Here is a 23151-nt window from a genome sequence, read left to right as displayed (position 1 = left end):
GATAAACAAAAAGCTAAAGAAAAATGACAATTTAAATGTCAAATTCCTTTAGCTTTTTCATAGCATTATGGGACTATAATTGAATTATAATTATTTCGCACTTACCACTTCAATATCAATATTCTTAATGTCTTTACCACTAATTTGATTACCAGGTGATTGTGCATGTGATTTTAAATTAATTGTTTGTTTCTTACCATTATTCCAAGTCACTGTATATTTTGCTGTTTTAGCGCGATTAATATCTTTGTTAGACAATTGATATTCATTATTTAACGCTGATTTAACTTTTTGATTTAATTGATAAAAGTTAGTTACGTTCTTATTAGAGATATTTAAAAATGATTGAACATATGCTGTTTGACCATCTATTGTGACAGTATACGGAACACTTTTTACATCTTGTTTTGCAGTTTGGTTTTTAACTACGATATCAATTTGCTGAATATCTTTGACATTAAGCTTTTGCGCTGATAGTGCTGCATCATTTTTCAAACTTATTGTCTGCTTTTTGCCGTTTTTCCATGTAACAGTATATTGCGCTGTTTTAGATTTTTCTATTTGAGTAGCTGAAATTTTGTAATCTTGCTTTAAAGTTGATTTAACTTTTTGATTTAATTGCTTAAAGTTGCTAACGTTTTCATTTGATAATTTAAGATATGATTGGACAAAAGGTGTTGCGCCGTCAATTGTTGTTGAATACGGAATACTACTTGTCTTAACTTGATGATGTTGTTTGCTCGCTGCCTGTGCTTCATGATCAGTGTATAAAGATGCTGTAGATGTTAAAATTCCTAATGCTAAACCTGTAGCTAATAATTTTTTTGCTTTCATAATGAATAACTCCTTTTTTTAAATCATTTCTTACAATACCAACTATACACTAATTATTAAAACATACAATTAAAATGCTATTAACTCTTTTGAAAATAAAGCTTAAAAACAATTAATAATCATTTATTTTAAGTTAAAATAACTATGAAATAAACACTATACAAGGTGCTTTGTAAGTTGATTTCAATAGTAAGCATATCATCTGTAAAGCTAAACAATGATTGTACAACATCAATACTTCTTATCTTAGTATCCATAATAAATGGATTGAATACAACACCGTTGAGGGTGTGGTCAGTAAAGTTGTTAAAGAAAAAAGTTTTAATTATTAAAATACTACTTACTTCTAACAACTAAGTACGCTCCATAAACAGATGTATTCACAATAACAGGTAATAAGCAATATATAAAAATTACAACAAAATTACCTTCAACTTTCCAAATGAAGAAAAATAAAACAATCAAAATAATACTAATAATTAAACCTAATACAGGTAAACTTCTAACATACTTGTTTACATTCTCTTTTGCATTCTTCATAAAATATCACCTTTATAAAAATATAAATAATATCATTATTGGATTACTACTATTATTTATCGCCTTAAATTCAAACACCCTATACGCAAAATGATAACCAATACTTCTAGAGACTCAAAAAGAAAAGCTCAAAAATGAGAATGTTGAAATAACAAAAATGATTGAAAAAGAAGATCTTGAAAGATTAATATCAAAAACAATGACATTATTCAATTAGAAAAGAAAAACAAAATGAACCTCAAGCAGTAGGGTTTAGATGGAATGGTAAAGCATATACATGTAGTATGGGAAGGTTTTATGCATGTGCTCATTATTGCGGAATGTGAGCAATTGTAAGCCCAATAGCAGGCGCAGGGTGTGAAGTGATTTGTGGTGCTGCATTCGCAACAGCATGCGCTCTTAACTAATTTATTTCAATTACAATATTAGCAGCGCTGTTTTGACTTCTGTTTAGGGTTGATTATCATCTCACATAGTCTAATTTTAATTGTCCAAATGACTTTATATCGTCTTTTCTATTAATGTCACCATATAAAAGAAACACTTTTTATTTGGAGCTCCATCATATTGCTATATATTTAACGATGTTTTATCATATTCTTTTATAATTACATCATATTATCTTTATGAATAAAGGTTGTCTCATTGACGCTCTTTTGTAGTGCGACTTGTAAATGTGAGACATTAATGTTCAAACCTCAAATTGTTTAAACACAAATATCTTATATCTCAACCCACAAATGATAACCTTCAAGCGAAACTTGCTCTTTTTACATCATGTCGTATTTCCACTATACTGATAATGAACTTAACAAAGGAGGCGTGCAGAACTGATGAAAGTTTTTAATGAAGCAACAGTGAAAAATACTTACAAAATGTCTGATGCGATTCAAGACATTGAACAATTATTTACAGATATGGATGGCATTCATCTCGCTCAACGAACTGTGATTCCAACAGGTGATGGCGCAAAATCGATGCTTTACATGCCTTGTGTTCATACCGGACGCCAACTGGGTATTGTGAAAATCACGTCGATTACGCCAGAAAACCCGCAAAATGGTCGACCAACAACACAAGGTACTATCATTGTGACTGACCTTGAAACGGGTGAACATGTCGCAAGCTTGGATGGGAGTTATTTAACGCGTTTACGTACAGGCGCGCTCAGTGGTATTGCGACGAAATATTTAAGCCGTGAAAACGCGACAATATTAGGTATGATTGGCACAGGTGGTATGGCATTCGAGCAACTACTTGCAAATATTGAAGTTCGAGACATTGATCGCGTTATTCTCTATAACCGTACCATTTCTAAAGCAGAAAATTTTAAATCACGAGTGCTAGAGGCATTTCCAAATTTAACTGTTGAAGTGGTTGATGATGTGAAGCAACTTGTCGAACAAGCAGACATTATTAACTGCCAAACCCAATCTGCTGAACCCGTTTTTGATGCGGATACGATTCAACTAGGAACGCACATTAATGGCATTGGTTCGTATCGACCTGATATGAAAGAAATTGATAATCGTATCTTACCGAGAGCAGATAAAGTCTTTTTTGATGATATTGAAGGCGTCAAAGAAGAAGCTGGTGAAATCATTGAAGCGAATGAAAAAGGTATTTTTAAATTTGAAGATGTCGACGGTGATTTAAAAGCATTGTCACTGAATGGCACACTTCAACGCACAAATGACGAGAGTATCACAGTGTTCAAATGCGTCGGTGCAGCACATTTCGATCTTGCTGTCGCTTTAGGTGCATATGAACGTTTAATTCAACAGTAATGATTCAAGGGCACGCATCTTTTAATTGGATGTGTCGCCCTTGTTCTATTACAACTTAAATAATATATGCGGGGCATCGGAAATCAGTCCATCTACCCCTAATGTAATGAGTCGTTTCGCGTTTTCCACCCGATTCACGGTATAAGGCATTACTTTTAACCCATGCTGATGTGCCCGGTTCATCAATTTTTTATTAATCAATTTGAAGTTAGGATTCGCAAAATCAGCATATGTCGCAATCTCTTCTAATGGCGGTTGTTTAAAACGATATTGACGTAAACTGAGTAACACACCTAATCGAATGTAAGACGCCAATTGATGTAATTTTTGGACACTTTGTTGGTCGAATGACTGTAAAATAACCCGATTAAACGGAAAGTGATGTTGTTTAATCGTCGCAATAACCGCTTCTTCAATACCTGGATATTGCTTGGGTTTTTTAATTTCGATGAGCAATGTTTTAGAATAGTTTTTCGTTAACGTCAGCACCTCATCAAATGTCATGATTGCTTCAGGTTGACAGCCCTCTTTCCAACTTCCAAAGTCATACGTCCGCAATTCATCCAACGTTAAATCTTTAATCGCACCTGAATGAGTAGAAGTGCGGTCAATGGTATCATCATGAATTGCTACGAGGACTTGATCTTTGGTCATATGTAAATCTATTTCTAACATGTCAATATGCTTCCCTAACGCGGCTTGATAGGCTGAACGCGTATTTTCAGGATAAATGTTTGAAAGACCACGATGCGCAATCACTTGAAAGTCTTTCGTTGGTTTAAACAATTTGGTCATAAGAGTCTTCCTTTCAATTCTATCTTCTTTCTACTACACTTAACTTAACATAAATGATAAAGGAGTGAAGTGTTTTGATTGAACATCAATTTCCAGTACAAGTCACATGGCAAGGTGGTCGCAATGAAGTCGGCCAAATGCAAGGTGACGTTATTCAACATCGCGTCTCAATTCCCGCTTCACTCGGTGGCATTGGAACAGGTACAAATCCTGACGAACTTCTCGTGGGTGCTGCCGCAAGTTGTATGACGATTTCTTTAGCAGCTACGTTAGAACGTGCACACCTCACCGCTACTAAAATTGAGATGAATAGTTACGGCGAAGTACAATTTGATGGGCAACGCTTTAAAATGAACCGTATTGTGCATGAACCTAAAATTTATGTACAAGATGACACCCAACAAGCACAACTAGAAAAGCGTTTATCGAAGCTGCTTGCGATTGCGGATAAAAATTGCATGATTTCCAATAGCATCAGAGGTAACGTCGAAATTGAAGCGCATCCTATTGTCATTGTAGCCGCTGAACATTAATTTTAAACCATACTGAGTCATCTTTCGCAAGCTCGGTATGGTCTCTTTAAAAGTATTTTCTTCAAATGCCATGATGATTTACAGAATTTTCACATCTTCTATCTATTAATATGTCAGAAAATTTGGTAAAATGTAAAAATATTACTGGAGGAGGTTTTCTATGTATACTCATCATTCATTACTTTTAACACCTGGTCCTACCCCTATCCCCCAACGTATCCAAGCCGCAATGAATTTACCCATGGTGGGACATCGTTCACCTGACTTTGAACATATTGCTGAGGCTGCATTTCGTTCATTAAAACCGATTTTCGGCAGTCAACATGATGTCATGATCTTAACGTCGAGTGGTACGAGTGCATTAGAAGCAAGTATGTTGAATATCGTCAATCCTGATGATCACATTCTCGTCATTGTGTCAGGCGCATTCGGTAATCGTTTCAAACAAATTGCAGAAACGTATTACGAACACGTCCACGTCCTTCAAGTTGAATGGGGTCAAGCGCTCGATGTCAACGAAGTGATCACAACGATTCAACATCTTGATGTCCCCATTACTGCAGTATTCACTCAGTATTGTGAAACGTCGACAGCTGTCCTTCACCCTGTAGCTGAACTCGGACATGCATTGAAAGCTCACAATGAGCACATTTATTTCGTCGTGGATGGTGTGAGTTGTATCGGTGCAGTAGATGTTGACATTGAACGTGATCAAATCGATGTGCTCGTTTCTGGCAGTCAAAAGGCGTTAATGTTGCCTCCCGGTGTCGCTTTTGTAGCATATAATGATCGCGCTTTGGCACGTTTCAAATCAGTAACGACCCCACGTTTTTATTTAGACTTAGCGAAACATCACGCTTCACTAGAGGCGCATTCGACACCATTTACCCCTAACGTGTCGACTTTTAGAGGGGTCGTTGAATATGGCCAGATGGTTGAAGAAGAAGGATTTGAACACGTGATTCAACGCCACTATTTGATTAGAGATGCTGTGCGCGCGGCATTGCGACAATTAGAATTAGATTTACTTGTTGCTGATGATGATGCCTCCCCTACTGTCACAGCTTTTATACCGAAAGATGAAGCAGAATTAAAACAGATTAAAAATGAATTAAAGTCACAATTCAACATTACGATTGCAGGGGGACAAGGTAAATTAAAAGGCCACATTTTACGTGTCGGTCATATGGGCTTTATTTCGCCATTTGATTTATTATCTTTTATCTCAGCACTCGAAGTTATTTTAACCCAGTATCGCCAGCATTCGTATATTGGTAGTGCAACAAAAGTATTTTTGGAGGTTATTCATCATGAGTTATAAAGTTTTAGTCGCGGACCCTATTTCAGTAGAAGGGTTAAAAAGTTTAAATGACGATGCCGATTTTGAAGTCATCCACCAAACAGGTTTATCTGAAGCAGAATTAATCGATACTATTCAAGACTATGATGCTCTAATTGTTCGAAGCCAAACGACAGTGACTGCGGACATTTTGAAAGCAGGCCAAAAATTAAAAGTTGTTGCTCGCGCGGGTGTCGGTGTCGACAATATCGATACGGAAACTGCGACAAAAGAAGGTATTATCGTCATTAATGCACCTGATGGCAATACGATTTCTGCTACAGAACATTCTGTCGCTATGATTTTAAGTATGGCACGGAATATTCCACAAGCCCACGCTTCACTTAGTCATGGTGAATGGGATCGTAAAACATTTCGTGGGACTGAATTGTATCAAAAAACGCTCGGTGTCATTGGTACCGGTCGTATCGGTACAGGTGTCGCAAAACGTTTACAAAGCTTTGGGATGCGCGTTCTAGCCTATGATCCTTATTTAAGTGAGGAAAAAGCGAAAGAGTTAGAATTTACGAGAGCAACAGTAGATGAAATCGCACAACAAGCAGACTTTGTGACCGTGCATACACCGCTTACAGAAAAAACAATAGGGATCGTTAATGCTAACTTTTTCAATCAAGCCAAGCCGAACTTGCAGATTATTAACGTAGCACGTGGCGGTATCATTGATGAAAATGCATTAATTGAAGCGTTAGATCAAAACAAAATTGCCGGTGCTGCATTGGATGTCTTTGAAAACGAACCTGCAATTGATTCACCGGTAACGAAACACCCAAAAATCATTGTCACACCTCATTTAGGTGCGTCTACACTTGAGGCACAAGAAAAAGTAGCGGTGTCTGTTGCACAGGAAATTATCGACATTATTAAACATGAAAATGTCGCCAACGCAGTCAATGCGCCAAGTGGTGTATTCAATGAAGATGAAGAGCTTAAACCTTTTGTCGATTTGGCTAAAACGACAGGTAAAGTCGGCATTCAACTCCTTCCAAAAGCCCCTCGTACGCTTAAGATTACATATGCGGGCGACATTGCGTTAGATGATACAAGTCTCATCACGCGGACACTCGTTAAAGGTGTACTCGAACAAGATATGGGCGATCACGTGAACTTAATTAATGCGCTCGTGTTATTAAATGAACAAAATGTGACGTATACGATTGAAAAAACGAAAAAGAAAAAAGGATTCAGTAATTATATCGAGCTAGAACTCATCAATAAAGGAGATGTGGTGAAGATTGGTGCAACGGTATTAAATGGTTTTGGTCCTCGCATAGTACGGATTAATGACTATCCTGTTGACTTTAAACCGGAACATTATCAGCTCGTCATCCATCATTTTGACCGCCCTGGCATTGTCGGTAAAACAGGACAAATTTTAGGTGAACACGGTGTCAACATTGCTTCTATGCATTTAGGTCGTTCTCAAATTGGTGGCGATGCAATGATGATCTTATCTATCGACCATCCGATTAACGAAACTGTTCGTGAAGCATTATTAAAAATCGACGGCTTCCAAAGCGTTTTACAAGTCACACTAGATGAATCATAAATTTCATGAGTAGAGGCTGGGAAAATTGTGTTCCCAGCCTCTTCGTTATCATTATAATAAGACTTTTTGAATGTCTAACACATTATCGACGATGATTTCCGCTCCGTGTGCCCTTAATTCTGCTTCAGCGGACTTCCCTTTCAAGCCCGTCAATGTCCCGATAAATTGTGCATTAACTGTTTGCGCACTGAACAAATCCGCAAGTGAATCGCCGACAATCGTGACTTTCTCAGGATTCATTCGATTCGTTTGGTTCGTAGCATAATCGTAATAGTCTTGTTTTTGATTACCATTGAATGCTGCAATATAACTAAATGGGTTCGGCTTTCCGAGTGGTTTTAACTCCGGATATCGTGATTCCACCTCTAACACTTCACTCGCTGAAACAATAAACGCGTCATCAAAATAGGACAATAAATCCAATGTTTCAAAAGGCACAAGCGTTTCTGTTCGTGGTCGCCCTGTCGCGATAGCCAATTGGTAACCTGCCGCTTTTAAATTTGTTAACAACTGTTTGATATCCTCTATCGGTGCCAATGCGATTTCATGATAAATGTATCCGCGCTTATAATCGGTTTTCGCTACTTTTTGTTCAACTTCTTCATAAAGTGCTGTCCCTAAATACCACTCTTGATAAATTTCTTGTGCTAACTGCCATAACGGACTATTAATATCAAAAAGTGTTGCTTCCTCAACATTAAGTTCTGTCATCGCGTAACTTTGTAGTGATTGATAAATTTGTGAACGTCCTTCTGAACCATTTTCAATAAATTGAAGCGGTCGTTCATAATTGATAATGCTATTTGTAAGTTGTTGACCAACTTTCCGCAAAGTCGTCTCATCGAATTGTACAGAATTTAAAAAATCTATGCGTGCCTCATGTGATATCTGTTTTAAACATTCAATAAAATGCACCGAAAACACTACAAATAACATATCCCAGTTCGAATTTATCCCCATAGATTTTAATCGGTTTAAAATCACATCGTTTTTAAATAATGTTGCACGAATGTCAGTGATTTGTACGTCCGTCAACTGTGACAAATCTATATGTGACTTTAATCCCAAATAATCCGTACTATATAACAATTCGTACACCGTTAAAGCTGAAACGTCAAAACAACGTGATTCATCTAAAAACACGCCATCCACGTCAAAAAGTATCGCTTTCGTCATACTTAGACCCTCCATTGCAGAAAATTCAGATAAAAACATTATAACATGAATGACTCAAGATGCGTAAACATGATTTTACACACCAAGAATTTCCATCTTGTTACGGTACAATCAGTCATGAGAAACACCCACACTATCCAATTTGATATGACATTGAAAAATAAAAATAGCGATACAAGTCATCATAACTCATATCGCTTTATCATCTTATTTATTTCTTACATAAACATTTAATTCGTCTTGCAACTGTTTCGTACGCGCACTGATTTGCTGCGTCACATAATCCACTTTCTCTTGGCGATTTAAATCTTTTGGAAGATCTGTCGTATCAATCGGTTCGCCAAACTTAATGTAAGCTTTGCCAGTAAATAAACCGAGCAATTTCGTTGGACCAACATAGGCAGCTGGTAAAATCGGTTGTTTCGCTAAAATCGCAATCGTCGCAGCACCACGTTTTAAAGGTGTTTCTCCTGTCGTACGATGCCCTTGTGGAAAAATACCTACAATTTTATTGTCTCTTAATAATTTTACCGGTGTTTTCAAAGTACTTGGCCCAGGATTTTCACGATTTACTGGAAAGGCATTTAATCGTGTTAATAATCCGCCAAAATATTTGTTTTTAAATAACTCTTGCTTTGCCATGTAGTGAATTTGATTTGGCAATAATGATACACCTAACAATATGATTTCGTTATAACTTTCATGATTACACGTCACGACATAACGATTCGTCTTAGGTTGATGTTCACGCCCTATCACTTCTAAATTTTTCAAAACTTTCACTACGATAAGCTCAATGATCTTGCCGATAATATGATATAACATGTTCACACCTGCTTTTACTTTAGATTAATCCTTTAAATTCTATCATCTCCATACCTTTTCAACAAGCATTCTCTAAAATCGGTCTAAAGTTGGATAGTATCCTACTGGTAAATCGTTGAAAAATTTATCATAATATGATTAAAGGAGGAATTTTATGCGAGAAAACGATAATGAACAACAACCTAAAGAACAACAAGAAATGCATCAAAACAAACAGATAGATGATGGTCAACGTGCTTCATCTTATCGTACGTCACCCCCTCCAAGGCAACCTCATTTCCCATGGCTTAAAGTGATTCTCGTTTCACTACTTGCTGGTATTTTAGGTGCGCTCATTGTAGTCGGGGCTACGGGCGGCTTTTCAAACATCTTTCCTTGGGGCAATCAAAATGGCTCGGATGTCAAAGTAGCAAGCGATCAAAAAGGTGGTAATTCGCTTGATGGCAAAAGTCATAAATACAAATCAGTGCACGAGATGATCAATGACCAAGCACCCGCCATTGTAGGTGTCATCAACGAACAACGCGCCCAAAATTTAGGTGATTTATTACAAGGCAAATCTGCTAAAGCTGAACCCACAGGTATCGGTTCGGGTGTCGTTTATGAAAAAAATAATGGCGATGCCTTTATAGTTACAAACAACCATGTTATTGAAGGTGCTTCTTCAATTAAAGTTCATTTACACAATTCTAAACAAGTCGATGCGAAACTTGTCGGTACAGACCCATTGACAGATATTGCAGTACTTAAAATTAAAGACAGAGACGATATTAAAGCAATCACATTTGGCGATTCATCAAAAGTTAAAACAGGCGATTCTGTTTTCGCGATGGGTAATCCACTTGGACTCGAATTTGCGAATACCGTGACTTCAGGTATTATTTCTGCAAGTGAACGAACAATTGAAGCGGATACGTCTGCAGGTGCAAACAAAGTGACAGTGCTTCAAACAGATGCAGCGATTAACCCTGGTAACTCAGGCGGTGCATTAGTTGATATTGATGGTAACCTTGTCGGTATTAACTCAATGAAAATTGCAGCACCACAAGTTGAAGGTATTGGGTTTGCGATTCCAAGTAATGAAGTGAAATTGATTATTGGTGAACTCGTGAAACACGGTGAAGTCAAACGTCCTTCTATCGGTATCGGCATGATTAATGTTGCGGATATTCCAGAACAATATAAAACAAATAGTGGCGTAGATTCTGGTGTGTATGTTGCTCAAGTACAAAGACGTGGCATTGATATTGAAAAAGGCGACATCATCGTTTCCATAGACGGCCATAAAGTCGAAAATGATACAGATTTAAGATCTTATCTCTACAAAGATAAAAAACCTGGTGATCATATTACACTCAAAGTCAACCGCAATGGTAAAACAAAAGATGTTGATGTTACATTAACAGAATCAAATTCATCTTCATAAAAGGTATAAAGGCTGGGACGCAATTGAAAGCTTCCCAGCCTTTATCTTATCTATTATTGATAATTCACCATAAAATATTTTTTCTTCCCACGACGAATAATCGTAAATGTATCATCATAACGGTCATCGCTTGATAATGTATACGCTAAGTCTTGTTGACGTTCACCATTAATATAAATCGCACCGTTCGTAATATCTTCACGCGCTTGACGTTTTGAAGAAGAAATTTTTGTTTCCACTAACGCGTCCACTATATTTGTCGTCTCATTGGATAATGTCACTTGAGGGACGTCTTTGAAACCTGCTTTAATCTCTTCCGCTGATAATGATTTCAAGTCACCTTTGAATAAGGCTTGTGAAATACGTTGTGCTTCGGCTAGCGCGTCGTTACCGTGAATGAAACGTGTCACCTCTTCAGCAAGTGTCGTTTGTGCTTTTCTTAAATGGGGTTCTTCTACAACAGATTTTTCTAAAGCTTCAATGTCTGTTTTAGATAAAAATGTAAAGTATTTTAAGAACTTGATCACATCATCGTCACTAGTATTAATCCAAAATTGATAAAATTCGTATGGGCTTGTTTTTTCAGGGTCTAACCAAATCGTACCAGATTCAGATTTCCCGAACTTTTTACCGTCAGCTTTTGTCACTAATGGAATCGTAAACCCATAAACATCCGTCACACCGTACATACGACGCATTAATTCGATACCACTCGTAATGTTACCCCATTGATCTGATCCACCAATTTGAAGTTTACAGTCATGTACGCGATTCAAATGACCAAAGTCGATCGCTTGCAAAATGGTATACGTAAATTCAGTGTATGAAATACCATTTTCAAGACGTGATTGAATTGAATCTTTACCGAGCATGTAATTTACACCGACATGTTTACCGTAATCACGTAAAAATTCGATTAATGAAATTTGGCTCAACCAATCATAGTTGTTAACTAAAATCGGACCATTTTCAACATTGAAATCAAACAGTTGCTCCATTTGCTGTTGAATGCCGCGAACGTTTTTATCAACTTGCGCTTCTGTTTGGAGTACACGTTCTTCAGATTTACCAGACGGATCACCAATCATACCTGTACCGCCACCCACCAACACAATCGGACGATGACCAGCTTCTTGAAAACGACGTAATGTTAAATAAGGTAATAAATGCCCGATATGCAAACTATCAGCAGTTGGATCTGCGCCACAATAAATTTTCACTTCTTCTTTATTTAAAAGTGTTTCTATGCCCTCTTCATCTGTTTGTTGATAAACGAGACCTCTCCAACTTAATTCTTCTAACAATGCATTTGCCATAAAATAACCTCCTTAAAAATAAAAAAACACCACTTACATCGACGTAAGGGCGCAATTTGCACGGTACCACCATACTTGGAACTCTTACAATGATACGTTCATTGCTAACGTTGAAATCTGTAGCTGAGGTGTATTCATAAATATGCGATTATCAGTTCACAGCGACCACTGACTCTCTTAAAATCTACAAATTTATTACTTGTCCTCGATTTCAATGCTTAATGTGATTGCTATTCATTATATAGATTTATAATTTTAAAGTCAATCATCAAATGTCAACCTATTTCTACTCACATTTTTAAATATGATATACTGTTGATAAAAATAAAAGGAGGCTTGTGACTGATGAAGACAAAAGAACAACGTGATTTAACAACGCATACTTCATTCGCTCGCTATGACTTTTACATGCGAAAAACGAAACAATTCATCATCTCGTTCGTTCTTTTCATGCTCATCGGTTTAATTTTTGTGTGCGGCTTATTACTCGGCTATTTTGCAAGTATTGTGTCAGATTCAAAATCACTGAATGATCATGACCTAGTCCAACAAGTCACACGCCTCCCAGAACTTGATAACGACCAACCTGACAACACAGATTACATTGCACTCTATAACGAACAAGAACCGAGCTTAATCGCAGGACCTGCAGAAGTCTCGCCCTATGTGACAAAAGCATTAGTTGCTTCAGAAGACGCTGATTTTTATGTGCATCATGGTGTATTACCAAAAGCGATATTAAGAGCGATGTTCCAAGATATTTTTGATACCCAATTCCCAACAGGTGGCAGTACGATTACACAACAACTGATTAAAAACCAAGTCCTCACAAAAGAACGGACATATGATCGTAAAGCAAAAGAGATTATGTATGCGATGAGAATTGAACACATTTTAACGAAAGATGAAATCATTTATACGTATTTGAATCTTGTGCCTTTTGGACTCGACACGAACGGCCAAAATGTGACAGGAATCACTTCAGCGTCATACGGTTTATTCGGCAAACCTCCTAAAACATTGAACTTAGCTGAATCGGCTTATTTGATAGGATTATTGCAAAGTCCCTACGCCTATACACCATTCAATCATGACGGTTCACTTAAACATGAAGATGACGTCATTTTTTCAATCCATCGTCAACATTACGTTTTGAAGCGGATGTTAGTAGAACAGATGATTTCTAAAGATGCATATGACAAAGCAGTCCATTACGATATTTATGCACATTTGTATGATGAATAACCATTAAAGAAAAGGTCTAGGTTGAAATATAACCTAGACCTTTCGTTTGACATTCACTTCATTCACGTTAAGAATTAGAATAATCCTATCGCATGGCCGTCTTCTGTTACGTCCATTTTTAGTGCTGCTGGTTTTTTCGGTAATCCTGGCATTGTCATAATGGCACCTGTTAACGCAACGATAAAGCCCGCACCTGTTTTAGCTTCGAGTTCACGAATCGTAATTTCAAAATCAGATGGTGCACCGAGTTGTGTTTGATCATCCGAGAATGAATATTGCGTTTTTGCCATACATACTGGATAATGATCCCAACCGTTCGCTTTAAACTGCGCCAATTGTTTTTGTGCTTTTGATGTAAACGTCACTTTAGAACCACCGTAAATCTCTTTAACAATTTTTTCGATTTTTTCTTCAAGCGGCATTTCGAGTTCATATAGGCGTTTGAATTGTTTCGGTTCGCGGATGACTTCAAGCACTTTTTCTGCTAAATCCGTCCCCCCCTTACCACCTTTTTCCCATACTTCTGTTAACGATAAACGTACACCATTCTCTTTTGCCCATTGTTGTACGAATTCAAATTCAGCATCCGTATCATGAATAAATGCATTGAGCGCAACAACAGGTTCAACACCGAATTTGCGAATATTTTCAACGTGACGTTCTAAGTTTTTAATCCCTGCTTTAAGTGCAACGACATTTTCTTCTTTTAGCTGATCTTTAGCGACGCCCCCATGCATTTTAAGCGCACGAATCGTTGCAACAATCACGACTGCATCTGGTTCAAAATTGGCTTTACGTGATTTAATATTCAAGAATTTTTCAGCCCCTAAATCAGAACCAAAACCAGCCTCTGTCACGACGATATCTGCCAAATCACGTGCTGTTTCTGTTGCGATAATTGAGTTACAGCCGTGCGCAATGTTCGCAAAAGGTCCACCGTGAATCAATGCAGGTGTCCCTTCGATGGTTTGTACAAGGTTCGGTTTAATCGCATCTTTTAAAATCATAGCTAACGCGCCTTCTACACCTAAATCTTTAACAGTGACAGGTTGACGGTCACGTGTATAACCAATCGTAATTTTCGAAATACTTTCTTTAAGATCTTTGATACCTGTACTTAAACAAAGAATCGCCATAATTTCTGAAGCTACAGTAATATTGAAACCATCTTCTCGAGGGACCCCTTGTGTAGGACCACCAATACCGACGATCACTTGACGCAAAGCACGGTCGTTCATATCTAACACACGTTTCCACTCAATACGACGCTGATCAATACCGAGTTCGTTACCTTGATGAATATGGTTATCTATAAAAGCTGAGAGTGCATTATTCGCTGTTGTAATTGCATGGAAATCACCATTAAAGTGCAAGTTAATATCTTCCATTGGGAGCACTTGTGCGTATCCACCGCCCGTAGCGCCACCTTTAATACCAAACGTTGGTCCAAGTGCTGGCTCACGTAAAGCGACCATCACGTTTTGATTGATGTGTTGGAATGCATCAGCTAAGCCGACTGTCACTGTTGATTTCCCTTCTCCAGCAGGTGTTGGGCTCATCGCTGTCACAAGAACGACTTTCCCTTTTCCATTTTGAGTTTGAATTTTGGAAATATCAATTTTTGCTTTATAGTGTCCATATTGTTCGAGCGCTTCTTCGGAAATACCTGCTTTTTCAGCAATCTCCTTAATTGGTCTTAATGTTGATTGATTTGCAATTTCTAAATCTGATAAATGACTCACATTATTCAACCCCTTAATCAATTTGAGAAATGATGGCGTTATGTAAACGCATACAAATAAAGTATATCAAGTTCTTTCAATTTTTATCATAACGAACAATGGGGTGATTGTCGAACAAAAACAGGGAGACTTCTTTTTAATTTAACGCTTCTTTCAAACGATTGATTTGCGTCATTATTAAACAACGACATCTGTAACATATAAAGCTACGTTGTATACCGAAGACACCTTCTTAAGTGATTGGTGATTGCTCTTTCAAAATTTAAAAAGGCCTAGACATCAAAATAGTCCAAGCCCTTTCATAGTTGTTTTGTCTTAATCTTCCATTGTACTTAAATCACCAGTCGGTAAATCGAGCTCCCATGCCTTTAACACACGGCGCATAATTTTACCTGAACGTGTTTTCGGTAATTTATCTTTAAACTCAATTTCTCTCGGTGCAGCATGAGCAGCTAACCCTTCTTTAACAAATTTACGAATATCTTCTTTTAAGTCATCAGAAGGTTCATACCCTTGACGTAATGCGACGAATGCTTTAATGATTTCACCACGCACTGGATCAGGTTTACCAATGACACCCGCTTCTGCCACTGCTTCATGTTCCACTAATTTAGATTCTACTTCAAATGGACCGACACGTTCACCAGCAGTCATAATCACATCATCGACTCGACCTTGGAACCAGAAATAACCATCTTCATCTTGGTAAGCAGAGTCACCAGATACATACCAATCACCAATAAAGTATGATTGATACTTTTCAGGATTTTTCCAAACTTGACGCATCATAGAAGGCCAACCTTTTTTAACCGCTAAGTTACCCATGCGATTCGGTGGTAAAACGTTACCTTCATTATCGATAATTGCCGCTTCAATACCAGGCAGCGGTTTACCCATTGAACCGAGCTTAATATCTTCTGCCAAGTAATTCACAATCATATGTCCCCCAGTTTCAGTCATCCACCACGTATCTAGTACACGTTTACCATAGACCTTTTTCGCCCATTTGATGACTTCTGGATTGAGGGGCTCCCCAACAGATAAAATGCTACGTACAGACGATAAATCATACTTTTCGACTAAGTCATCACCTGCACTCATGAGCATACGTAACGCTGTCGGTGCAGTATACCAAATCGTGACTTTAAAGTCTTCAATCATTGCGTACCAATTCTCTGGTGAAAAACGACCTCCAGCGATACAGTTCGTTACACCGTGCAGCCATGGTGAGAAAATGCCATAAGATGTGCCTGTCACCCAACCTGGGTCAGCAGTACACCAATACACGTCATCTTCTTGAAAATCGAGTACGTATTTACCCGAAATGTAATGCAACAACATTGCTTCTTGAACATGCAATACCCCTTTTGGCTGACCTGTTGAACCAGATGTATAATGTAAAATCAAGCCATCTTCACGGTCTAACCATTCTATATTAAACGCTGTCGATGCGGTTGCCAATGCTTTATTAAAGTCTACATATTTCACATCAACTTCATCATCGACAATAACAATCGTTTCTAAATTTGGCAGTTGCTCTTGGGGAATACGCGATAATAAACTATTTGTCGTAATAATGACTTTCGCATCACTATTTTCCAAACGGTCTTTCACTGCCTTTTCCATAAATGCTTCAAATAAAGGACCTACAATACCGCCCAATTTTAAGATGCCAAAAAATGCAAAATAAAGTTCTGGTGTACGAGGCATAAAAATGAAGACACGATCCCCTTTTTGTACATTCGCCTTATTTTTCAACACATTGGCAGCTTGGTTCGATTTTTCTTGTAAATCTTTAAATGTATAGCTTTCTTTTCGTCGATTATCTTTATAATTTAAAGCAATTTTATCTGCTTTTCCTTCATTGACATGACGATCGATACATTCATATGCCATGTTAATTTTTCCAGTTTCGTTCCAAGAAAATACTTTCTCTACCTCTTTCCAATCAAACTGATCATATGTTGCTTGATAATTAGTTAAATTGAAGTTGCCTTGCTCCCCTTTGTAAACTTCGACTTTCATCACAAGAACCCCCTTGCATTATGTAATCGCTTTCAAAACTAATATCATTATACCCTATACGCGTATTGTTTTCAAAAAATTGTACTTATTCAGAATTTAAGGTGAAATTAAGTAAGCATTGTCATATAATAACGATAGTGCAATATGTAAGAAAGGAGATGTGCCCATGAAACATATTAAAACCTATGAACATGAAAGCTATACAGTTGATGGTCAAACTTTTATCATTGAAGGCCCGGTTTCTAAAACACAATTACAAACTTATTCTTTTGACGAGGGTCTTGACGCATTTCGAATTCCTATCGAGCAATTTGAGGCGATACAGGATATCAGTACGTTAGATGAGGGGCGCATTTATATCATTCGAAAAGAAAATCACATCATCGGTTACGTGACGTATTTATATCCGGACCCTATGGAGAGGTGGTCTGAAGGTCACCTTCCCTATTTGTTAGAACTCGGTGCGATTGAAATCAGTTTAGCGTATCGTGGATTAGGTTTGGGACGCATGTTGTTAAAAGTAAGCACACGGAGTCCTGAATTAGAAGATTATATTATCATTACGACAGAGTATTATTGGCATTGGGATTTGAAAAACTCAAAATTAGACGTTTTTGAATACAAAAAATTAATGCAGCGGATGATGTCGAATGGTGGCTTAGAAGTATTTGCGACTGACGACCCTGAAATTACAAGTCACCCTGCTAACTGTTTAATGGCACGTATTGGCAAGAACATCACAGTCGACCAAATGGAAGCTTTTGATGATATTAGGTTTATGAATCGTTTCTTTTTCTAAGGGGGGATGTGATATGCCAAATCATTCACAACAAGAAACGGGGTATGTTTATTCTGATGCCTTACTGCGTTATCGCTTCCATAATAAGCATCCATTTAATCAAATGCGGGTTAAACTAACGACAGAACTCTTGCTATCGACAGGATATTTATCTGAATCACAAATTATTACACCAAGACAAGCCACTATTGATGAAATTGCGATGGTTCACAAATATGATTACATTCAAGCAGTGATGCGTGGTGAAAAAAATCTACTCACTCCTGATGAACAACAAAAATACGGCTTAGATGATGAAGATACACATGTCTTTTCTCGCATTCATCGGAGTACTGCGACCATTATCGGCGGTGGCTTAAATTTAGTTGATGCCATTATGGAAGGCAAGTTTCGCAATGGCTGTCATTTAGCTGGCGGTTTACACCATGCACATGAAGGACGCGCGAGTGGCTTTTGTGTCTACAATGATGCAGCGATTTATATTAAATATTTAAATGAAAAATATCAACAGCGCGTACTTTATATCGATACAGATGCCCATCACGGTGACGGCGTGCAATGGACGTTCTATGCATCCAACCAAGTAATGAACTATTCTATTCATGAAACAGGTAAATTTTTATTTCCAGGTTCTGGTCATTACACAGAGAGAGGCACAGACCAAGGCTTTGGTTATTCAATCAATGTTCCACTCGAACCGTATACAGAACATGACTCATTTTTAGAAGTTTTTAAAAAGACATTGAATCAAGTCGCTGAATCATTTCAACCTGATTTTATTGTCAGTGTGAATGGTTCAGATATTCATTACTTAGACCCATTAACCCATATGAGTTGTGATCTAAATACACTTTATCAAATTCCTTACATCATTACAGAAATTGCTGAAAAATATTGTGGTGGCAAGCAAATCATGTTAGGTGGCGGAGGTTACAACATTTGGCGTGTTGTCCCAAGAGCATGGAGCCATATTTACCTTAGCTTAATCCACCAACCTCGACTACATGGTCGCTTACCTGAAGACTGGTTGAACAAATGGCGTCATTATAGCCCAGTTCCTATCCCTGAATATTGGGAAGAACAGTATGATGATTATCAAGACATACCTCGACGTCCAGAAATTGCAAAACAAAATAACCAAGTTGCTGAAAATATATTAAGTTGGTTTTAAAGGGAATAAGTCATTGAAACAACATCACTGACATGGGGGCACTATTTATAACCATGAAAAAAGGCTGAGACAATCATGTTATCTTAGCCTTTTTTCATATTTGTCGTTTAATTCATGATTAACGTGTTGTGCCACGGTATTGAATTTTATGTGGCAAAATTACATTTGGATTCTCGATATCTTCATTGTTCATATATTTTGTTAAGAGACGCATCCCTACCGCTCCGATATCATATAAAGGTTGGATAACACTTGATAATTGTGGTCTCACCATTTCAACTAAACGTGTGTTGTTGAAGCTCACCACTTGAATGTCTTTCGGTACTTCCAACCCATGATCTAACGCACCGTGAACAATACCAATGGCTTGTTCGTCACTAATAGATAATACCGCATCTGGTTGATAATGACTTAACTTTTCATATGCACGTAACCCATCTGTATACGTTTCATTACCAACGTATAGTAAATGTTCATCAACCGCGAGCTGATGTTGTTCTAACACTTCTTTAAGGCCTTCATAGACATCCTCTTGAGCCTTTTTAGAATAGCCACCACCAACGAAAGCAAACTTTTTAGAACCGGTTTTAACTAATTGCGCTGTCACTTCTTTACTTGCTTGCACGAAATCAATGTTAACCGATGCAATACCGTCGTCTTTACCATTTGTTCCTGATACGACAACTGGAATAGATGCACGGCTAATTTGTTCTTTAATCTCATCTGTCAGAGTACCACCAAGGAAAATGATACCATCCACTTGTTTACTTAATAAATTGTTAAAGATTTCTTTTTCTTTCTCAGGGTCATCATCTGAATTAGAAATAATTGTATGATATTTATACATCGTCGCAATATCTTCTAATCCTCGTGCTAATTGTGAGTAGTAGATGTTAGAAATATCCGGTATAATCACACCTACTGTCGTTGTTTTTTTACTTGCTAACCCTCTTGCTACAGCATTTGGACGATAGTTTAAACGTTTGATTACTTCATTCACTTTATCTCTTGTTTCGGGTTTCACGTTTTGATTACCATTCACTACACGTGATACCGTCGCCATAGATACTCTTGCTTCTCTCGCCACATCATAAATGGTTACAGTCATAATCGTTCCTCCTAGAAAACGCTTTATTTAGTATTATAATAAGTTTTCATGTCATTTTCAAAGTGTATCATAATTTCAATGATCAAAACATCTAAAACGCTTTCTTGTCATTGATTTGTCAAATTTATATCAAGCTTTATTTTTAGCAAATTCATTTTTTATAACAAAAATAATGATAAATCATGCACTGTGAGGATACGAATGATATCCATATTTGATGATATGATGTTTGTAAACAGAAGGTCGTACGATTGGAAATCATATCACTGCAATTTTACACATAGAAAAACTTTAATTTAAAGCACTTAATCAAATGTCACGATTTCTTTTATACATATCAATAGACAAATAAAAAGGACAAGCTCCTACGCACATTGTAGGATTTTGCCCTTTTTTCAATCAACCTATTATTTCAATTTTTTCTCATTGTACATATCAGCTAAAGGTTTGATCACATTGTAGAATTCATTGAACTCGTTTAAGTCCATTTGTTGACCACTATCACTTAAAGCAACTGCAGGTTCTGGATGTACTTCTGCCATTACGCCGTCAGCCCCTACTGCAAGTGCTGCTTTCGCTGCTGGTAACATAATGTCTTTGCGACCTGTGCTGTGCGTCACATCAACCATGACTGGTAAATGCGTACCTTGTTTCAAGATTGGCACTGCTGAAATATCTAATGTGTTACGTGTTGCTTTTTCGTATGTTCGAATACCACGTTCACATAAAATAATATTTTGGTTTCCTTCTGATGCAATGTATTCTGCAGCGTATACAAACTCTTCAATCGTTGCAGACAAGCCTCGTTTTAATAAAATTGGTTTACGTGTACGACCTGCTTCTTTTAATAATTCGAAGTTTTGCATGTTACGCGCACCAATTTGGAAAACATCCAAGTATTGATCAGCAAGCTCAAAATCGTTTGGATGAACAATTTCACTGACAACATTAAGGTCATATTTATCTTTCATTTGTTTAAGTATTTTTAATCCTTCTTCACCGAGGCCCTGGAAGTCATACGGTGATGTACGCGGTTTGAATGCGCCCCCACGGATAAATTTTTCGCCTTTCGCTTTCAAGTCTTTAGCCACTGCATCGATTTGGTCATAAGATTCAACCGAACATGGACCGAAGACAAACGATTTTTGGCCTTCACCAATAATACCACCATTATCAAAATGTACAATCGTATCCTCAGGTTTTAACTTACGTGAGACATACAAATGTTTTTCATTATCTGATTTTTGTAAATCTGTTGAGGCTTTAAAAATTTCTTTAAACAGTTGTTTAATTACATTATCATTAAATGGGCCCTGGTTTTTATCAATCAGCGTGTTGAGCATTTCTTTTTCACGTTGAGGATCATAAATTACAGTGCTTTGTTTGCGTTTTTCCTCACCGATTTTTTGTGCTAACTCGCCTCGTTTTGATAATAAGTCCAAAATTTGATCATTAATGTCTTCAATCTGTTTTCTGTACGTTTCTAATTTACTTGTCATCATTTTTCACCCCAACCATTTTTCTAACTTGCTTTAAAGCAGTAAAATTTAAAAGTAGATATTGAGTATACTAACAATAATATGTAGCATTTTCAACCTTTTACGCTTAATTTGGTTAAAATATTTTTCTAGTATGTTATAAAATGTAAAGTATCCATTGTCATATGTCAATGAACAGAAACTTTGTTGTTTAATTCTCATATTATGTATTTTGAAAATTAAGATAACTAAAAATAGTAAAAAGTTGAGCTTATGAGATCATATATCGCTCACAAGCTCAATGAGATATTAAGTTATCATTTTATCATACACTTCATGATTAATCGTTAAATGTATGCTTTTCTACTTTTTGATTTGTTTTTTTAGCTTTTTCCGTTACTTTTTTACTACCATTTGTTTTCTTAGATGACGTTGCTTTTTTGGCAGTTGAAGTGCTGTTTGATTTTGACGTTGAAGCCGATGCTTTAGTTTTGCCAACTGTTGGTTGATCGTTTGCAATTTTTGTAGCACCTTGTTGTGACGTAGTTTTTTCTGTTGTCGCACCTTGACGATCGTGTGTAATCACACCGTTCTCAAATGTCGCTTGACTGTGGGAATTTTTTGGTACTGCTGCAGTTGGGTCTGCTTTTACAGCGTCGACTGTTTTTCCTTGATCGTTCACTTGTGCATTCGTACTTTGACCTTTGTCTTGTAAACGGTCCGAATCGACTTCACTACGAATGGCGCGCTGTTGAGCTTTTACTGTACTGTCTTGAGTTGACTGGGCTTCAGATTCACCTTTATCACTCACTTTTACATTTGCATCTTTGCCACGTACAGACGTATCTTGCAAACGGTCTGAATCCACTTCACTTTGAATCGCACGTTGTTGTGCAGCTACTGTACTATTTTCTGTTGATGGCGTTGATAACGCTGATACTTCAGTCTCTTGTTGCTTTTGAGATTGTCTTTGATTTGCAGCTTGAGCCAAACCTGTTGCCGTTACAGCTTCTGTCGTTGATGTCGCAACAGTTGTTTCTGAAGTCGATGGTTCACGTGGTGTTTGACCTTCTAATCGATCTGAGTCCACTTCATTACGAATGGCACGTTGTTGTGCTGACAATTCATCAGCTGTCGGTTCGCCCGTTGATGTTTTTGATTCTTCTCTAACACGGCGCGCTTGTGCTTTTAATGCTTCTGCTTTACGGATTGCTTCTTCCTTAAGTGCAGAAGATGGCTCAGCATTTACTGTTTGTTGTGAACTTTTACGTCGTTGTTGTGCAGAACCTGGTTTTAAAATTAATCCTAGTGCACTTCCTAAAACAGCGCCAGCAACAAAGCCAAATACAAAGTCTAAAGGCTTATATCCTGGTTCGTACTGGGGAACTTCATAGCTTTCTAGACCTTTCGTATATAAATCACGGTTATATTTTTCCATCTTCTAT

General features: G+C 37.3%; 20 protein-coding genes. 9 read left to right on the top strand and 11 right to left on the bottom strand.

The genetic code is table 11. The features are described 5' to 3' along the window. Positions 1 to 90: 90 nt before the first annotated feature. Together BJK46_RS08540 and BJK46_RS12480 are read right to left on the bottom strand one after the other, a co-directional pair. The gene (locus BJK46_RS08540; RefSeq protein WP_103263658.1) at positions 91 to 834 is read right to left on the bottom strand and encodes an MAP domain-containing protein; all 744 of its coding nucleotides are present in this window, start codon (positions 832 to 834) and stop codon (positions 91 to 93) included. Positions 835 to 1170: 336 nt separating this feature from the next. Further along, positions 1171 to 1374, bottom strand: a complete 204-nt coding sequence (locus tag BJK46_RS12480) for a hypothetical protein (RefSeq protein WP_014613647.1) — start codon at positions 1372 to 1374, stop codon at positions 1171 to 1173. A gap of 212 nt (positions 1375 to 1586) precedes the next feature. Here BJK46_RS12480 and BJK46_RS12475 point away from each other — a divergent pair, with 212 nt between their 5' ends. Then, positions 1587 to 1700: a putative immunity/bacteriocin fusion bifunctional protein gene (locus BJK46_RS12475; protein WP_082239544.1), complete on the top strand. Its 114-nt coding sequence runs from the start codon at positions 1587 to 1589 to the stop codon at positions 1698 to 1700. A 507-nt stretch (positions 1701 to 2207) separates the two neighbouring features. Next, on the top strand, positions 2208 to 3161 hold the full coding sequence (locus tag BJK46_RS08525) for an ornithine cyclodeaminase family protein (RefSeq protein ID WP_065354721.1): 954 nt from the start codon (positions 2208 to 2210) through the stop codon (positions 3159 to 3161). A gap of 48 nt (positions 3162 to 3209) precedes the next feature. On the opposite strand, the gene BJK46_RS08520 is transcribed toward BJK46_RS08525, so the two are convergent. Then, entirely contained in the window at positions 3210 to 3956 is a 747-nt protein-coding gene (locus BJK46_RS08520) for a glycerophosphodiester phosphodiesterase (protein WP_103263420.1), read from the bottom strand. Between the two features lie 74 nt (positions 3957 to 4030). Between BJK46_RS08520 and BJK46_RS08515 the strand changes: the two genes are divergently transcribed. The 3 genes from BJK46_RS08515 (at position 4031) to serA (ending at position 7395) form a co-directional block, all read left to right on the top strand. Continuing rightward, positions 4031 to 4489, top strand: coding sequence for an SACOL1771 family peroxiredoxin (locus BJK46_RS08515; RefSeq protein WP_063278932.1), 459 nt, complete (start codon positions 4031 to 4033; stop codon positions 4487 to 4489). A gap of 160 nt (positions 4490 to 4649) precedes the next feature. Further along, positions 4650 to 5810, top strand: coding sequence for a pyridoxal-phosphate-dependent aminotransferase family protein (locus BJK46_RS08510; protein WP_103263421.1), 1161 nt, complete (start codon positions 4650 to 4652; stop codon positions 5808 to 5810). Beyond that, complete coding sequence (gene serA, locus BJK46_RS08505) at positions 5800 to 7395, top strand: phosphoglycerate dehydrogenase (RefSeq protein WP_103263422.1); 1596 nt, start codon at positions 5800 to 5802, stop codon at positions 7393 to 7395. The genes BJK46_RS08510 and serA overlap by 11 nt, the downstream gene beginning before the upstream one ends. 51 nt (positions 7396 to 7446) lie before the next feature. Here the strand turns inward: serA and BJK46_RS08500 are convergent, their stop codons facing one another. Both BJK46_RS08500 and BJK46_RS08495 read right to left on the bottom strand, forming a co-directional pair. Next, a complete protein-coding gene (locus tag BJK46_RS08500; RefSeq protein WP_101457381.1) occupies positions 7447 to 8571 on the bottom strand; it encodes an HAD family hydrolase in 1125 nt (374 codons plus the stop codon). A 207-nt stretch (positions 8572 to 8778) separates the two neighbouring features. Then, a complete protein-coding gene (locus BJK46_RS08495) occupies positions 8779 to 9396 on the bottom strand; it encodes a lysophospholipid acyltransferase family protein (RefSeq protein ID WP_014613640.1) in 618 nt (205 codons plus the stop codon). Between the two features lie 154 nt (positions 9397 to 9550). On the opposite strand from BJK46_RS08495, the gene BJK46_RS08490 reads away from it, so the two are divergent. Continuing rightward, positions 9551 to 10822, top strand: coding sequence for a S1C family serine protease (locus BJK46_RS08490; RefSeq protein ID WP_020219646.1), 1272 nt, complete (start codon positions 9551 to 9553; stop codon positions 10820 to 10822). 53 nt (positions 10823 to 10875) lie between these two features. Here the strand turns inward: BJK46_RS08490 and tyrS are convergent, their stop codons facing one another. Further along, positions 10876 to 12138, bottom strand: a complete 1263-nt coding sequence (tyrS, locus tag BJK46_RS08485) for a tyrosine--tRNA ligase (protein WP_014613638.1) — start codon at positions 12136 to 12138, stop codon at positions 10876 to 10878. A gap of 345 nt (positions 12139 to 12483) precedes the next feature. On the opposite strand from tyrS, the gene BJK46_RS08480 reads away from it, so the two are divergent. Beyond that, a complete protein-coding gene (locus BJK46_RS08480) occupies positions 12484 to 13383 on the top strand; it encodes a biosynthetic peptidoglycan transglycosylase (protein ID WP_014613637.1) in 900 nt (299 codons plus the stop codon). Between the two features lie 74 nt (positions 13384 to 13457). Here BJK46_RS08480 and BJK46_RS08475 read toward each other — a convergent pair whose 3' ends face one another. Both BJK46_RS08475 and acsA read right to left on the bottom strand, forming a co-directional pair. Beyond that, a complete protein-coding gene (locus tag BJK46_RS08475; protein ID WP_015729324.1) occupies positions 13458 to 15125 on the bottom strand; it encodes a formate--tetrahydrofolate ligase in 1668 nt (555 codons plus the stop codon). A gap of 315 nt (positions 15126 to 15440) precedes the next feature. Next, positions 15441 to 17150, bottom strand: coding sequence for an acetate--CoA ligase (gene acsA / locus BJK46_RS08470; protein WP_014613635.1), 1710 nt, complete (start codon positions 17148 to 17150; stop codon positions 15441 to 15443). A gap of 166 nt (positions 17151 to 17316) precedes the next feature. Between acsA and BJK46_RS08465 the strand changes: the two genes are divergently transcribed. After that, complete coding sequence (locus BJK46_RS08465) at positions 17317 to 17949, top strand: GNAT family N-acetyltransferase (RefSeq protein WP_103263423.1); 633 nt, start codon at positions 17317 to 17319, stop codon at positions 17947 to 17949. 13 nt (positions 17950 to 17962) lie between these two features. Continuing rightward, positions 17963 to 19120 carry an acetoin utilization protein AcuC gene (locus BJK46_RS08460; protein WP_103263424.1) on the top strand — a complete coding sequence of 386 codons (1158 nt, stop codon included), beginning with the start codon at positions 17963 to 17965 and terminating at the stop codon, positions 19118 to 19120. Positions 19121 to 19238: 118 nt separating this feature from the next. On the opposite strand, the gene ccpA is transcribed toward BJK46_RS08460, so the two are convergent. The 3 genes from ccpA to BJK46_RS08445 form a co-directional block, all read right to left on the bottom strand. After that, entirely contained in the window at positions 19239 to 20228 is a 990-nt protein-coding gene (gene ccpA / locus BJK46_RS08455) for a catabolite control protein A (RefSeq protein ID WP_014613632.1), read from the bottom strand. Positions 20229 to 20635: 407 nt separating this feature from the next. Next, positions 20636 to 21727 carry a bifunctional 3-deoxy-7-phosphoheptulonate synthase/chorismate mutase gene (locus tag BJK46_RS08450; protein ID WP_014613631.1) on the bottom strand — a complete coding sequence of 364 codons (1092 nt, stop codon included), beginning with the start codon at positions 21725 to 21727 and terminating at the stop codon, positions 20636 to 20638. A 319-nt stretch (positions 21728 to 22046) separates the two neighbouring features. Then, complete coding sequence (locus BJK46_RS08445) at positions 22047 to 23144, bottom strand: hypothetical protein (RefSeq protein WP_103263519.1); 1098 nt, start codon at positions 23142 to 23144, stop codon at positions 22047 to 22049. Positions 23145 to 23151: the final 7 nt, after the last annotated feature.

This window comes from Staphylococcus pseudintermedius (assembly GCF_001792775.2).
GTDB lineage: Bacteria > Bacillota > Bacilli > Staphylococcales > Staphylococcaceae > Staphylococcus > Staphylococcus pseudintermedius.
The sequence above is the reverse complement of the archived record's forward strand: the minus strand, read 5'-3'. Positions and strand labels throughout refer to the sequence as shown.

What these genes read in the sequence shown, in the direction of transcription:
- BJK46_RS08460 (WP_103263424.1), top strand. Translation starts at nt 17,963, where the DNA reads ATGCCAAATCATTCACAACAAGAAACGGGGTATGTTTATTCTGATGCC.
- BJK46_RS08465 (WP_103263423.1), top strand. Translation starts at nt 17,317, where the DNA reads ATGAAACATATTAAAACCTATGAACATGAAAGCTATACAGTTGATGGT.
- BJK46_RS08510 (WP_103263421.1), top strand. Translation starts at nt 4,650, where the DNA reads ATGTATACTCATCATTCATTACTTTTAACACCTGGTCCTACCCCTATC.
- BJK46_RS08480 (WP_014613637.1), top strand. Translation starts at nt 12,484, where the DNA reads ATGAAGACAAAAGAACAACGTGATTTAACAACGCATACTTCATTCGCT.
- BJK46_RS08520 (WP_103263420.1), bottom strand. Translation starts at nt 3,956, where the DNA reads ATGACCAAATTGTTTAAACCAACGAAAGACTTTCAAGTGATTGCGCAT.
- BJK46_RS08525 (WP_065354721.1), top strand. Translation starts at nt 2,208, where the DNA reads ATGAAAGTTTTTAATGAAGCAACAGTGAAAAATACTTACAAAATGTCT.
- BJK46_RS08450 (WP_014613631.1), bottom strand. Translation starts at nt 21,727, where the DNA reads ATGACAAGTAAATTAGAAACGTACAGAAAACAGATTGAAGACATTAAT.
- BJK46_RS08490 (WP_020219646.1), top strand. Translation starts at nt 9,551, where the DNA reads ATGCGAGAAAACGATAATGAACAACAACCTAAAGAACAACAAGAAATG.
- BJK46_RS12480 (WP_014613647.1), bottom strand. Translation starts at nt 1,374, where the DNA reads ATGAAGAATGCAAAAGAGAATGTAAACAAGTATGTTAGAAGTTTACCT.
- acsA (WP_014613635.1), bottom strand. Translation starts at nt 17,150, where the DNA reads ATGAAAGTCGAAGTTTACAAAGGGGAGCAAGGCAACTTCAATTTAACT.
- BJK46_RS08500 (WP_101457381.1), bottom strand. Translation starts at nt 8,571, where the DNA reads ATGACGAAAGCGATACTTTTTGACGTGGATGGCGTGTTTTTAGATGAA.
- serA (WP_103263422.1), top strand. Translation starts at nt 5,800, where the DNA reads ATGAGTTATAAAGTTTTAGTCGCGGACCCTATTTCAGTAGAAGGGTTA.
- ccpA (WP_014613632.1), bottom strand. Translation starts at nt 20,228, where the DNA reads ATGACTGTAACCATTTATGATGTGGCGAGAGAAGCAAGAGTATCTATG.
- tyrS (WP_014613638.1), bottom strand. Translation starts at nt 12,138, where the DNA reads ATGGCAAATGCATTGTTAGAAGAATTAAGTTGGAGAGGTCTCGTTTAT.
- BJK46_RS08445 (WP_103263519.1), bottom strand. Translation starts at nt 23,144, where the DNA reads ATGGAAAAATATAACCGTGATTTATATACGAAAGGTCTAGAAAGCTAT.
- BJK46_RS08495 (WP_014613640.1), bottom strand. Translation starts at nt 9,396, where the DNA reads ATGTTATATCATATTATCGGCAAGATCATTGAGCTTATCGTAGTGAAA.
- BJK46_RS08540 (WP_103263658.1), bottom strand. Translation starts at nt 834, where the DNA reads ATGAAAGCAAAAAAATTATTAGCTACAGGTTTAGCATTAGGAATTTTA.